The sequence below is a fragment of the Roseimaritima sediminicola genome, assembly GCF_009618275.1.
Taxonomy (GTDB): Bacteria; Planctomycetota; Planctomycetia; order Pirellulales; family Pirellulaceae; genus Roseimaritima; species Roseimaritima sediminicola.
Genome location: NZ_WIAD01000004.1, coordinates 44,288 through 57,469 on the forward strand (window position 1 = coordinate 44,288; position 13,182 = coordinate 57,469).

The window sequence follows — 13,182 nt, forward strand, 5'->3', positions numbered from 1 at the left end:
GGAGTCTAGGCTTCAGCCGATGCAGACGGAGGCTTACAAAATCGGCTGAAGCCTACACTCCAACGTCCAAACTGTGGCGAGTTCGGCTACGACCAGTGCGGCTGCGGAACAGGTTGATATGTGCGCATAAAAATAGCCGAAGTCGTGTGACTTCGGCTATGAATCTTCTTTGCCGGGCCGGTCCAAACTCTGGCGAGCCCAAACTCTGGCGAGTTCAGCTACGGCGATCGACGCTTACGGCAGCTTGACCTGGTCGGGCTTGATTTTCACGACGCCCAGGTCGTTGACGCCGTCTTTGATATCGACTTCAAAGCGGTTGCGTTTCCATTCTTGGGTCTTGCCGTCGACTTCGACTTCGCTGAGGGCTCCATCGGCGGCTTCCATCCAGACGCGGAACGTCAGTTCCTCGTTGGGCAGGCCTTTGATGGTCAGGTTGCCATCTTCGTCGCTGACCGCTGCGTAGGGGTGGTCCAAGACGACTACATAGGCCCTCATCCAGGGGTGGATGTTGCACTCGACGGGAATCGGCGCCGGCTCGCTCTCTTCCAGCTCGACGTCTTTCTCCTGCGACGCCGGGATCATCAGGTTCTTGGCGTCGTTCTTCAGGAAATTCAGATTTGCGTTGTGTCCGACCGGATCGGGGTTGGTCACCTTCAACGTGTCGCCGACCTGCGTCAGCACCACGCGGGGCTCGAAGCGGCAGTCTTCATTGGCCAGCTCGTGCGTGTCGTTTTTCTCGGGCGAATCCGGCAGATCGCTGCCGCCGCGGCCGGTGTAGACGTAAACGACGACGTTCTTGATGCCTTTGTTCTTGGGATTGACGACCAACGACTCGTCGGTCAGGTCGTGCTTGCCGCAGAAGGCCGTATCGCGGTTGACGTCGATCGGGGCCGGGGCGGGAACGTCACCATCGAAAACGAACTGCATTTTCAGATCGCCACCGTAGACATTCGCCGCGGCGAACAGGCAGGCAGTAGAAAGCAAAAATCGACGCATGAGCATCGCTCCTCAGGTTAACAGGTGAAGGTGGGATGTTGATCTGCGAAATCGACAACGGTCGACGAAGTTCAGCAGCGACACGCACAACACTAATCGCATTGTACCCAAAGGAAAAGCGACGGCCGAGAAGAAGGTTCTCGGCCGTCGCCTCCATAAACAAAAACTAGCTGAATCAGACCAGCATGCGAGCCCAGAGGTGGGGTTTTATGAGGGCTCGCAGACAATACCGGTCGGTGGGGTCTACGTAGCATTATAGCGGCTCGCCGGGCAATTACCAGCCCTTAACCCCACATCACCGCGAATTAACTCCACACGATGGGTCTAGCGACCGGGCCGGAGCCACCCGCGATGGCCTGGTGCTGCTATTCGCCGAGCCCGCTTTCCCGTAGGATGCAGCCAGCACCGCCGCGCCCGTTTTTTACTCGGAAAACTTGATTCAACCAGGAATCTTGGGGACATGCCACAAGACACCGCATCGCCGTCATCCGCCGCCGCTTCCACCGCCAACGACGCCCCCGGCAAGACCGTTCTGATCGTGGGCAACGGAGGCCGCGAACACGCCTTGGCATGGAAAATCGCCGCCAGTCCCCGAGCGGCCAAGGTCTTCGTCGCGCCCGGTAACGCCGGCACGGCCGTCGACGCAACCAATGTCCCGATCGAGGCCTCCGACAAAGAAGGCATCCTGCGTTTTGTCAAAGAAAACCAGGTCGACCTGGTCGTTGTCGGCCCCGAAGCCCCGCTGGTAGCCGGACTGGTCGACGACCTGCAGGCGGCCGGGATCCGCGCCTTCGGCCCCTCGGCCGCCGCCGCGGAACTGGAAGGCAGCAAGGTGTTTTGCAAGAACCTGCTGCGCAGCGCCAACATCCCCACGGCCGACTACCAGACCTTCCGCACCGCCTCGGACGCCTCACGCTTCATCAAAGACCGCTACCCCGATGCCAACCAAGCCGTTCCGGTGGTCGTCAAAGCCGATGGGCTGGCCGCCGGCAAAGGCGTTATCGTCTGCGCGACGCGCAGCGAAGCGCTCGACGCGATCAATCGGATCGCGGGCGTGCGAGAATTCGGCGAAGCCGGCAATACCCTGATCATCGAAGAGCGACTGGAAGGCCAAGAGGCCAGCGTGCTGGCGATCACCGACGGCGAAACCATCCTCACGCTGCCGGCCGCCCAGGACCACAAACCGGCCTACGACGGCGACACCGGTCCCAACACCGGCGGCATGGGTGCGTACTGCCCCACGCCGCTGGTCGATGCCGAAATGATGGCCAAGGTCGAACGCGACATTCTGGTCCCGGTCGTGCACGCGATGAAGCGTTCGCGGCGGCCGTTCCGCGGCGTGCTGTACGCCGGCCTGATGCTGACCTCGGCCGGCCCCAAGGTGCTGGAATTCAACGTGCGGTTCGGCGACCCCGAATGCCAACCGCTGCTGATGCGGATGCAGGGCGACCTGCTGGAAATCATCGAAGCGGTCACCGAGGGACGACTGGGCGAAGTCGAACCGCCCGGCTGGGACGAACGGCCGAGCATCTGCGTGGTGATGGCCAGCGAAGGCTATCCGGGCGACTACGAGAAAGGCCGCGAGATCAAGGGCCTGGAACGAGCGGCCGAGTTGCCCGAGGTGAAAGTGTTTCACGCCGGCACCCAACAGGTGGGCGGCAAAGTCATCAACAGCGGCGGACGCGTGCTGGGCGTTACGGCGATCGGCAACAGCATCAGCGCCGCCAAGCTGCAAGCCTACAAGGCGGTCCGCGAGATCCGCTGGCCCGGCGCCTGGTGCCGCAAAGACATCAGCGACAAAGCGCTGTAAGCGGAAAAGGGCCGCTAGCGAATTCGCCAGAGTTTGGAGGTAGCGAGTGGCGAGTTTGAATCGTGCTCGTGCTCGGCGATCTGAGATTTGAGATTTGAGATTTGAGATTTGCCGGCTCTAACGGAATCTATTTACGGGAACGAACGTTCTCGAATCGCGGAGCGATGGCATGTGGTAGCCCCAGGCGCGAGCCTGGGGAAACGTAAACACCACGAACAAAAGCCCTGGAAGGGCGACATGAAGGATCGCATCAGATTTCATGCCGTCCCTCTGGGACTGGCGCACGGGTGTGGGGGGCGGCACCCCAGGCTCGCGCCTGGGGCTACCACATGTCGCCACTCCGTGGCTGCTGCCCTCCGAGCTTCGCACGCCCCACATAGATTCCGCCAGAGTCAGGAGATTTGAGATTTGCCGGCTCTAACGGAATCTATGCAAGACGGCACCCCAGGCTCGCGCCTGGGGCTACCACATGTCGCCACTGGCGTGGCTGCTGCCCTCCGAGCTTCGCACGCCCTACATAGATTCCGCCAGAGTCAGGAGATTTGAGATTTGAGATTTGCCGGCTCTAACGGAATCTATGCACGAGTAGAATCGGTTTCTCCCCTCTCCCACCACTGCTTCACTCGCTGACGCTCGCGGCGCCGCGGGGGAGAGGGGAGAAAAGATCGCCTATCGCCGCTGCACGAGCGGCACCCCAGGCTCGCGCCTGGGGCTACCACATGTCGCCACTGGCGTGGCTGCGTGGCTGCCTCCCAAAGCCTGGCGACTTCGGCTACGGATTGTGGTTAGCAATCGGCTCACTTGCGGCGGGCGACGAGGATGCGTTGGTGGCCGGCCAGGTCTTTGACCAGGCGTACCGAAGCGGCGTCGTAGGCGTCGCTGGCTTTGACGATCGCCGCACACGCCTCGGCGATCATCGGGCTCAGCTCGACCATCAGGTAGCCGCCCGGGCGTAGCCGCGCGGCGGCCTGCGGCACCAGTCGCTCGATGACTTCGGTGCCCTGCGGTCCGGCCAACAGGGCCTCTCGCGGTTCCTGCTCGCGGACTTCCGCCTCCAGCGCATCGTACTCGGCTTGGGCGACATAGGGCGGATTGCTGCACACCAGATCCCACGATCCGTCGGCTTCGATACCATCGAGCAGATCGCCACTGCGGACGTCGACGCGATCGTCCAGCTCGTGCTGCGTGACGTTGTAGCGGGCGATCTCCAGAGCCGCTTCGCTGCGGTCGATCGCCGTCACTTCGGCGCGAGGCAGATTCTTCGCGATCGCGATTGCGATCGCGCCGCTGCCGGTTCCGACATCCAAGATCCGCACCGGGCGGTCATCTTCGATTTCTTTCGCCCGGTCCAGCGCTTCGATAACCAAGTGCTCGGTTTCGGGCCGCGGGATCAGGACGCTGGGATCGACGCGCAGCTTCAACGAGTAGAACTCTTTGTAGCCGACCAGATAGGCCACGGGCATGCCTTCGCCGCGGCGGCGGACCATTTCGCGAAACGCCACGCGGGCCTCGTCGGTCAGTTCCGTATCGAAGGCCGTATACAGTTCGATCCGGCTACAGCCCCGAGCTTCGGCCAACAAGATTTCCGCATCCAGCCGCGCCGTATCGCTGCCGCGTTGTTTGAAGAAGTCGGTGGTCCACGTCAACAGCCGCAACACCGTCCAGGGTTCGGCTCTTTTCGTCTGCTCCGTCGACATGGCGTTTATTCTTCCATTTCGCTGCGCAGTTGATCGCGATCGTATTCGATCAACGCTTCGGTGACCGGCGTGACGTCGCCGGCGATGATCTGATCCAGTTTATAGATCGTTAGGTTGATGCGGTGGTCGGTCAAGCGATTCTGAGGGAAGTTATAGGTGCGGATGCGTTGGCTGCGATCGCCCGAACCGACCAATCCGCGGCGTGCTTCGGCTCGCTTGCTCTCTTCCTCTTCGCGTTTCTTCTCGTAGATCCGCGCCTTCAACACGCGGAGTGCCTTGGCCAGATTCTTGTGCTGGCTCTTCTCGTCCTGACACTGCACGACGATGCCCGTTTCGTGGTGCGTCAAACGAATCGCCGACTCGGTCTTGTTGACGTGTTGGCCGCCGGGTCCGGAGGCACCGAATTTGTCGATCCGGTAATCTTCGGATTTCAGGGCCACTTCGACGTCTTCGGGTTCGGGCATCACCGCGACGGTCGCCGCGGAGGTATGGATGCGCCCCTGGGTTTCGGTTTCGGGAACGCGTTGGACGCGGTGCCCGCCGCTCTCGTACTGTAGATCGCGATACACCCCTTCGCCTTCGATCGTCATGGTGACGTCTTTAAAGCCGCCCATGTCCGAGGCGCTGGCGTCCATGATCTCCGTCTTCCAGCCTTTGGTTTCGGCGTGCTTGCGGTACATCTCGAACAGGTCGCGGGCGAACAGCGCGGCTTCCTCGCCTCCGGTGCCGGCGCGGATTTCCATCACACAGCGTGTGCGGTGGCTGTCCTCGCCGCCGACGGTCATGGCCAGCAACTCTTCCCACAACCGTTCGCGATCCTTGCGGAGCTGGGCCATTTCGGTTTCGGCCATCTCCCGCTCCTCGTGATCCTCGGCCGCGGCGGCCATCTCCTGGCACTCCTGGATCTCGTCGGACAGGCGTTTGAACTCGCGGTAGGTATTGGCCATTTTGGCCAGTCCACCGTGCTCACGAGCCACGGCGCTCATCCGCGATCCGTCGGCTTGCACGTCCGGGTCCGCCATCGCGGCTTCCAGCTCGAGAAAGCGGTTCAGTTTTTCTTCCAGGGTGTCGCGAATCGAGTTCGACATAGGGGGTGCATCACAGAGGGCGGTAGCGCGGCGGGGGTCACCGAGAAGCAGGTACAGAAAAAGCCGCTACGGCCTTGTCAAGCAAGGATCCGCGGCGGCTTGTCGATGTCCGAACCAGAAGCGTAGCTAGCCCTTCTTCTTCTTTTTGCCCTTCTGCAGGCTCCCGTACGTCCCGGCAGCGAATTTCTTCTGGAACTTGTCGATCCGGCCCGCGGTGTCGACGTACTTCAGCTTGCCGGTGTAGAACGGATGACATTCGCTGCAAATGTCGATCTTCAGCTCGGGGCGAACGCTGCGGGTCTGAAACGTGTTGCCGCAACCACAGGTCACGGTCGTTTCTTGATAGTTGGGGTGAATGTCTGCTTTCATAACGCTTACCTCTGGGGCATCGAAGACCGGGCTGGACGATACAGCAGGATCGATGCATGGCGGTGAATGAATATCGCTGGAGCGGGAATCCCGCTTTCTCAAGCCTTGGCTCCCTACCAGCACTGCCTAATGGTATGATCGATGCCCCCAAATTAGCAAGGGCACCGGCTTTTCCTTTTTCCCGAATTCGTTTTAGGGACACCCGTTATGTCCGATCCCGATCCTGCGTCGAGCCCCTACACGAGCCCGGCGACACCCCCGGCCGCCGCAGCGAATTACCAAACCCAAAGTGACGCCACCGGCGGGGTGATCCCCTACAAAAACCCCAAGGCCCTGACGGCCTATTACCTCGGGATCTTCTCCCTGTTTCCTGCTATCGGCTTGCCGCTGGGCGTCGCTTCGATCTGGTTGGGAATTCTGGGCCTGAAAGCGCGGCGGCAAAATCCGATCATCCGCGGCCATGTACACGCCTGGATCGGGATCGTGCTGGGCGTGCTGGGAATGCCGCTGCACCTATTGGTCGGAGCCGGCTGCGTGGCGGCAATCCTGGGAGCCTAACGCCAGCGCAGCGGTGCTCGTGATTGTGCTCGTACTCAGCGCAGCGGTGCTCAGCGCAGCGGTGCTCAGCGCAGCGGTGCTCAGCGAAGCGGTGCTCAGCGAAGCGGTGCTCGTGCTCAGCGAAGCGGTGCTCGTGCTCAGCGAAGCGGTGCTCGTGCTCAGCGAAGCGGTGCTCGTGCTCAGCGAAGCGGTGCTCGTGCTCAGCGAAGCGGTGCTCGACTTCAGCCCGACGGGGAGGGGCCAAGGCGGTAGGTCGATTACGAGCACGAGCACGAGCACGAGCACGAGCACGAGTAGGAGTAGGAGTACGAGTAGGAGTACGAGTACGAGTACGAGTACGAGTACGAAACTCAGCCTTGCTCGCTCACGGCTTCTTCTTGTCCGAACTCCGCCGTTTTGGGGTTGGGGGTTTTTGCCGCCCAACGCTGGGCGATGACGGTGTCGAGCAATAACTGGCCGACGTGATAGACGATCATCGGCAGCATGCTGACCCCGCAGTCCAGGGCCAACTGCAGGCCGACCATCAACGTTTTCTGGCTGCCGGCGATCCCGACGGCAATTTGCTGCGGACGCCCCAGTCCGCCCAGCCGTGCCGACGCTATACCCATTACCATCGCCACCAGATGCACGGCCACGACCGCGACGACCATCCACAACCAGTCCGCTCCGCCGCCGCTGCCAGTATCCGACGCCGCCAACCGTTGGCCGCCCTGACTGGCTCCGACCACGACCATCACCAGGATCCCAACCTGGGCCCCCAAGGCCAGCGACCGTCGGTGCCCGTCGGCCCAGACCGCTGCCCCCAGTCGCCGCAGCACCTGGGCCAGAACCAGCGGCAGAGCGACCAACAGGCCCAGCTTGACCACTTGGTCGCTTAAATCGATCTCCACCCGCTGGCCCAACAACATGACCAACCACAGCGGGGCGACCACAAAACAGGCCAGGTTCGTCACGACGGTCACCATCATCGCCACCGAATCGTCGCCGCCGGCTTTTCGCGTCCACACCGACGCCGAAGCCAGGGTGCACGGGACCACGCTCGCGACGATCAAACCGCCAGCCAATTCCGTGCTCAGCCCCGCGGAGGCCGCCCAAGCCAATAACGGCACGACGGCAACATTGATCACCACGGCCAGAATCCACGCCACCGGCTTGCGAAGGCTGCGAATCATCGATTCGGGATGCAGCGGCAGCCCCATCAGCAGCAGCACGACGGCAACCACGCCATAACGAAACGCCTCCGAACCGGCCAACGGCGAGAGCGGCTCGGCCGCCGCAAACCCCAGCGAAAGCGCGGCGGCCAAAGCGATCAAAAACCAGTGGCGAGTCAGCAAGTCGATGGTCCGGACGTGTAGGTGGAGGGTGATAGGTGTGCGATGAATGAATGCTAGCAGTGAAGGTCCAAAGTCTGGCGACTTCCGCTACGGCCCAACGGGGCTGCTTACGATAACGATTTCCCTGCGAAACGTCTGCAAGGGTTTTTCGCTCTACCCGTCGCGGCGGCTTTTTGGGATACAGGAGCGCCGGCCGTACCGCAGCAAACCAGTCAGGGATGGGAATGCACGAACGCACACAGAAAGCGCTCTGCCGATTGGCATTCGTTTGCCTGTGCGCGCTGCCCACGATGTTGGTCCTGTCGGTGATCGCGGTCTCCTGGACGCCGTGGTACTACCGCTATCAACTGGCCCAGCTGGAAGCCCGCCTGACCGACGAGCTGGGGCTGCGCGTGGAGATCGCGGACTTCGAGCGTCCGGCGCCCTCGGTGCTCCGGCTGCGAGGCGTGGTGATCCGCGAAAACGAGACGGGCGCGGAAGTCGGCCGCGTGCGGCTGGCCAGTTTTGCCGAGCTGGACGACAAACGCATCCTGCGTGTCCATCAACCCGAACTGCAATCGGCCCAGCTGCAGCACGCCTGGCAGATCATTCACGACCGCTTCCTGTGCCAGCCCGCCCTGACCAGCCAACCGATGGTGATCGCCGCGGACGACCTGACGCTGCACAGCAAAACCGGCGGCGTGACGCTGCGAGACACGGTCGCCCGGGTGACGCCGCGCGGCAAGAACATCGAAGCGGACCTGGAGTTCCTGCCGGCGGGCCGCGAAACCGACACCAAAGCCACCGTGTCGGTGGTCCGCAACCGCAGCGGTTCGCTGCCGGAAACCCGCTGGCAGCTGTACACCGGCGGCATTCCCCTGCCCTGCTCTGCGTTGGCCGGCTACCTGCCAGCCCTTCAGAAACTGGGCCCGGACGCCGAATTCAATGGTTCGCTGCGTTGGAAGCTGGCCTCCGACGGCTGGTCGGTCGACCTGGCCGGCGCAAAATTTACGGACATCGATCTGAGCGAAGTCTTCGACGGGCTGCCGCATAAACTGACCGGCCGAGCCAGCGTGCACCTGGTGACCTGCAAGATCCAGCCCGGCCGCGCAGCCGACATCTCGGGATCGCTGGTGGCCCAGGAAGGTTATCTGGGCACCGGCTTGTTGACCGCCGCCGAACAGCATCTGGGAATCGCCGCCGTGGCCGAGACCGGCGACGAGAACAGCCTGTGGTACGACCTGTTGGCGATGCGATTTGAAGTCTTGGGAGCCAAGATGACGCTTCGCGGCAACTGCCGAAACCACCGCGGCTACGAAGCCTTGCCGCCGGGCGTGGTGCTGTCGACCGTGTCCGCGCCCTTGGCGGTCTGCCGCGAAGATCAACCCATGTGGGCGACGAACCTGGTCGCCGCCCTGGCGCCCCAGCATGCGGCCCTGGTGCCCTACTCCCAGCAGACCGCCGCGCTGGGCCAGATGCTGGTGCCGCCGGAGCGACCGCTGCCCGAAGGCACCCTGCCGGCGGTGCCTCGGATCAGCCTCCGTCGCGAGTAGCCCAGCCGGGCTTGGGGACGTCCAGCGGTTTGGCGGCGGGCCAAACCGCGGCCAGGGCGATGACCAACAACTGGCTTCCTACGAACAATCCCAGCCACATCAGCGTGCCGCTGGTAAAGCCGTAGCTGTGCAAGCCGAAACCCAACTGGTTCGTTCCGAACCAGCTCCACGCCGTGATGATGTTGCCGCCCACCGCCAACATCGCGAAACCACGCGGACCGACCATGCGGTCCCAGCGAGCGTGCAACATCAGGGCGTTCCAGATCACGATCAACAACGCGCCGTTTTCTTTGGGGTCCCAACCCCAGAAGCGGCCCCAGCTGTCGTCGGCCCAAAGACCGCCCAACACCGTGCCGATGAAGCTGAACAGGATCCCGAAACAGGTCGCCCCGTACATCATCCGATAACTGTCGCGGCGGCTCTCTTCACTGGCCCCCAGCCAGGACTGCACCAAGTGCTTGATGCCCAGCAAACCGGCTACGAACGTCGCTGTATACCCCAGCGTCACGGTGGTCACATGCGTGCCCAACCAGAACTGGGTGTCGAGAACCGCCTGCAGCACCGGCATCGTGTCTTCGTTGCTGAGCCCCTTCCAGGCGATCATCAGGGTGATGCTGCCGGCGGCCGAAGCCACGAGGTTGCCGATGCCTTTGCGCGACAGGAACTCGATCACGATGCCGTGCAGCACCGCCCCCCAGCCGATAAAAACGGCCGAAGAATAAAGATTGATTACCGGCGGACGCTCGGTCACGATGATCCGGGCGATCAGCGTCGCGGTGTGAACAACGACGATCCCCAGCAACATCACCCAGGCCGTCACGCGCAGGCTTTCCACCCCCGTCATCAGATAGACCAGCGACAGCACCAGCACGATCATGTACAGGATCATCGCGGTGCCCGAGGGCCAAGCGGCTTCCATCCAGCGTTCCACGGCCAGATTCCAACCGATCTCACCTTCCGCAATCCGAGGCTGGATCAAGTCCATGTGTTGGTCGATGGCCTGATTGAAGTCCGCCGGATCCATGTCCTGATACGCCGTGACCAGAGCCTGGAAACCGCTGGTTGGATCCTTGGCTTCCGGATTGCGAATCGTATCCTTGATCGATTCGAAATAAGCGGCCGACAGCGGCAACCAACGGTCGCGTTCGGTCGGCGGCAATTCGGTCTGCCCCTGCGGAGGAATTAATCCCGGCGAATCGACTTCGGCGATCAAGCGCATCCGCCGCTGCAAATCTTCAAAAGCAGCCATCTGCCGCAGCTCGTCGGTGATGTCCTCCGGCTTCACGCCCTCGGGCAGCATCTGCAGCAGCACCTGATCAGGCACCCGCCGCGGACGCGGCATCTGCATGGCGACTGAAACCACGTCGTACAGATGCAGCCGCGACGCCAGCTCGATCAGCTTGCGTTCTTTGAAAGACAACTGGGCCGAGTCTTTCTCACTGGCTTCGGTGGCCAACTGCCGCACCCGGGCGCTGGCATCCTGCAGCTCGCTCAAGGAATACAGTTTGGATTTTCGCCGCCGGTCGATCCCCACTTCCGCCAATACCTCGGCCGCATCGATACGGATCATCGGCAGGTCGTAGATCTCGTCGGTATCCGCGGCGACTTCCATCAACCACTCGAGCGCCGGCATCCGCTTGGGCGAAAACGGCGGGTCGCGATACCGCTGGAGGTCCGACGGAGAAACCTTTTCCATCGCAAACCGATTGATCAATTCCGGATCGGCTTCGGTCAGCGGAATCGACTCTTTGCTGCTGAGCGTCTTGAGGGTGATCCGCGCGTAGGCGTCCAGCGGCATCAAGCGGCCGCCGAACTGAACCGGAATCTCGCCGGCCCGGTACAGGTCGCGGCTTTCGGTGCGTTGCTCGGGGTTCATCGCCATGGCCACCGCCGACCATGGCACCAGTTTCATCGTCACGATCAAGCCCACGAACACCACGCCCGCGGCGATGGCTTTGGGGAAGAAACGCTCGCTGCGCATCCCGCTGCGGCGGCTGAGCTCGCGATCACGACGCGAGGTGTAGCGGCGAAGCGAGCCGACGAAGTGAAACAGCATTCCTACGCCGGTGATCGAACAGGCCAAGTAGGGAATCAACCAACCGCTGTTCTGCACGACTTGCAGGCCGGTGATCTCCTTGCCGCCGGGAACCGGCACATGGTTGGCTTGATAAAACGTCTCGCCGCGATAACGCAGCGGGTTGTTCATCCAAATTCGCTCTTTGCGAATCTCGCTATTTTCGGGATCGAACAAGCGGATCACCGACGAGAACGATTGGGCTTTGTTGACGCCGGCGTAATCATCGCGGCGCACATCCAACAGTTTGACCCAGTACGGCTTCTCAATCCGCTGGAAGCGCAACCCCATGCTGTAGGTGGTGTCGCCCGCCGTGACCTCTTCAAATTCGTCCGGGTTGGGCGTGAAGAACAAGTTGTTCGCATCGTTGACATACTGCGTCACCAGGAACGTGCCCAGCGAGTCGCCGGTGTCCTTGGCCAGCAGTTCCACGTAGGCCGAAGCCACGTTGGTCTTGCCCGACGCACCGCCTTCCATCCGAGCCTCGGTCACCGCCAGTTCCCGCCCCAGTCCGGTCGTCGCCGGGTTCGTCTCCGCATTCTTGGCATCGATCAGGGTCGAATTGACCATGTACTGGTCGACGCGGATGTCAAACGGCACGGCCGGATCCGAGATCACGCTGCCATCGGCTGCCGCCGCCTGCAGACGCGAGACCGGAACGGCGATCACCTTCCGTTGGTCGGGGTCGCTGTCGTCGATGAAGGCCAGCTCGGTATTGGCCATGTTGATGGCGGTGTTGGAGATGTCGCCTTCGGCCAGATTCAGCTTCTGTTCCAGCTGGCGGTCGCCGTAAGCGAACTGGCCGATCATCAGCAGGGCCACGCCGAAGTGCAGCAGCACGTTGCCGCCTTGTTTGCCGAAGATCAGATGACAACCCCACATCAGGATCAACGCGACCCCGCTGCCCTTGGTCAATTGCCACATGATTCGCAGCCCGGGATCGCTGAGCGTCGCCACGCCGCTGAGCATGCCGATCAACAGGACTCCCACGCCGACCAGGGCCACGATCGATCCGATCCGCAGGCGTTTACTGTCGGTCGTCGTCGCCGTGGCCAATAGCCCCAGCCAGCCCACAGCGACACCGCCGCACAGCCAAGCCCAGAGCGTTGCGTAACTGACCGGTGGCTCGCCCTGCACGCCTTCGCTGCTGCTGCCGGTAAAGATCACCGCCAACATCAGGACCAAGCCAACGCCCAAGGCGGCCAAACCCGCGGCCAAGCGGCCGCCCCGAGCCCGGGCATGAAAGCGCGTGATCTTGGCCGCCAGCAGGTTCACCAACAGCAGCGTGCCGATCAACGCACCGCCGGGAAACGGCACCCAAAAATGAAACGGCGTGTGCGGATAAAAGACCTGCGGAATGAAATCGTCGAGGTGCAGCCGAGCGATCCAGCTGGTGAAGTACCGCTGCTTGACCTGCTCCATGTTCAGCGCTTCCTGCGCCAGCGTACCGGCCATGATCACGACCAACGACATCGCGAACAGCGCAATGGTCCACTTCAACGAACCCAGCAGCCGCAGTCCCGCCATCACCCACTGCATGCCTCCTTGTTCGGCCTCCACCGGGCTCGTGGCGGTCGTCGCTCGATCATCGAGACGCTCGGGAACGGGGGTGATCGTGGCCATCTAGACGGCTCCTTCAAAAGAGCTTCGTGTGCGGGTTGGTCGGCTGTGGTTGTGGTTGTGGTTGTGGTTGTGGCATAGGCTTCTAGCCTGTGAATGCCGTG

At 62.4% G+C, this 13,182-nt stretch carries 9 protein-coding genes; 3 read left to right on the forward strand and 6 right to left on the reverse strand.

Annotated elements, in window-relative coordinates:
* Positions 1 to 234: 234 nt before the first annotated feature.
* Positions 235 to 1,002, reverse strand: a complete 768-nt coding sequence (locus GE027_RS03775) for a methylamine utilization protein (protein ID WP_390621569.1) — start codon at positions 1,000 to 1,002, stop codon at positions 235 to 237.
* Between the two features lie 454 nt (positions 1,003 to 1,456).
* Here GE027_RS03775 and purD point away from each other — a divergent pair, with 454 nt between their 5' ends.
* Positions 1,457 to 2,806 (forward strand): phosphoribosylamine--glycine ligase, encoded by a 1,350-nt coding sequence (gene purD / locus GE027_RS03780; RefSeq protein WP_153555851.1) that lies wholly within the window; start codon positions 1,457 to 1,459, stop codon positions 2,804 to 2,806.
* A 797-nt stretch (positions 2,807 to 3,603) separates the two neighbouring features.
* Here purD and prmC read toward each other — a convergent pair.
* The 3 genes from prmC to rpmE all read right to left on the reverse strand — a co-directional run bounded on the left by prmC (position 3,604) and on the right by rpmE (position 5,960).
* Positions 3,604 to 4,503, reverse strand: a complete 900-nt coding sequence (prmC, locus tag GE027_RS03785) for a peptide chain release factor N(5)-glutamine methyltransferase (RefSeq protein WP_153555852.1) — start codon at positions 4,501 to 4,503, stop codon at positions 3,604 to 3,606.
* 5 nt (positions 4,504 to 4,508) lie between these two features.
* Positions 4,509 to 5,591 carry a peptide chain release factor 1 gene (gene prfA / locus GE027_RS03790; protein WP_153555853.1) on the reverse strand — a complete coding sequence of 361 codons (1,083 nt, stop codon included), beginning with the start codon at positions 5,589 to 5,591 and terminating at the stop codon, positions 4,509 to 4,511.
* 126 nt (positions 5,592 to 5,717) lie between these two features.
* Entirely contained in the window at positions 5,718 to 5,960 is a 243-nt protein-coding gene (gene rpmE, locus GE027_RS03795; RefSeq protein WP_153555854.1) for a 50S ribosomal protein L31, read from the reverse strand.
* Between the two features lie 207 nt (positions 5,961 to 6,167).
* On the opposite strand from rpmE, the gene GE027_RS03800 reads away from it, so the two are divergent.
* Positions 6,168 to 6,518, forward strand: coding sequence for a hypothetical protein (locus tag GE027_RS03800; protein WP_153555855.1), 351 nt, complete (start codon positions 6,168 to 6,170; stop codon positions 6,516 to 6,518).
* A gap of 350 nt (positions 6,519 to 6,868) precedes the next feature.
* On the opposite strand, the gene GE027_RS03805 is transcribed toward GE027_RS03800, so the two are convergent.
* On the reverse strand, positions 6,869 to 7,852 hold the full coding sequence (locus GE027_RS03805; protein ID WP_162006560.1) for a bile acid:sodium symporter family protein: 984 nt from the start codon (positions 7,850 to 7,852) through the stop codon (positions 6,869 to 6,871).
* Positions 7,853 to 8,076: 224 nt separating this feature from the next.
* Here GE027_RS03805 and GE027_RS03810 point away from each other — a divergent pair, with 224 nt between their 5' ends.
* Positions 8,077 to 9,384 (forward strand): hypothetical protein, encoded by a 1,308-nt coding sequence (locus GE027_RS03810; protein WP_153555857.1) that lies wholly within the window; start codon positions 8,077 to 8,079, stop codon positions 9,382 to 9,384.
* On the opposite strand, the gene ccsA is transcribed toward GE027_RS03810, so the two are convergent.
* Positions 9,365 to 13,081 (reverse strand): cytochrome c biogenesis protein, encoded by a 3,717-nt coding sequence (gene ccsA, locus GE027_RS03815; RefSeq protein WP_153555858.1) that lies wholly within the window; start codon positions 13,079 to 13,081, stop codon positions 9,365 to 9,367. The two genes, GE027_RS03810 and ccsA, sit on opposite strands and share 20 nt — an antisense overlap.
* Between the last annotated feature and the right edge of the window lie 101 nt (positions 13,082 to 13,182).

Excerpts from the sequence above, each read along its gene's own strand:
- prfA (WP_153555853.1), bottom strand. The coding sequence starts at position 5,591 with ATGTCGAACTCGATTCGCGACACCCTGGAAGAAAAACTGAACCGCTTT.
- GE027_RS03800 (WP_153555855.1), top strand. The coding sequence starts at position 6,168 with ATGTCCGATCCCGATCCTGCGTCGAGCCCCTACACGAGCCCGGCGACA.
- ccsA (WP_153555858.1), bottom strand. The coding sequence starts at position 13,081 with ATGGCCACGATCACCCCCGTTCCCGAGCGTCTCGATGATCGAGCGACG.
- prmC (WP_153555852.1), bottom strand. The coding sequence starts at position 4,503 with ATGTCGACGGAGCAGACGAAAAGAGCCGAACCCTGGACGGTGTTGCGG.
- GE027_RS03775 (WP_390621569.1), bottom strand. The coding sequence starts at position 1,002 with ATGCTCATGCGTCGATTTTTGCTTTCTACTGCCTGCCTGTTCGCCGCG.
- purD (WP_153555851.1), top strand. The coding sequence starts at position 1,457 with ATGCCACAAGACACCGCATCGCCGTCATCCGCCGCCGCTTCCACCGCC.
- GE027_RS03810 (WP_153555857.1), top strand. The coding sequence starts at position 8,077 with ATGCACGAACGCACACAGAAAGCGCTCTGCCGATTGGCATTCGTTTGC.
- rpmE (WP_153555854.1), bottom strand. The coding sequence starts at position 5,960 with ATGAAAGCAGACATTCACCCCAACTATCAAGAAACGACCGTGACCTGT.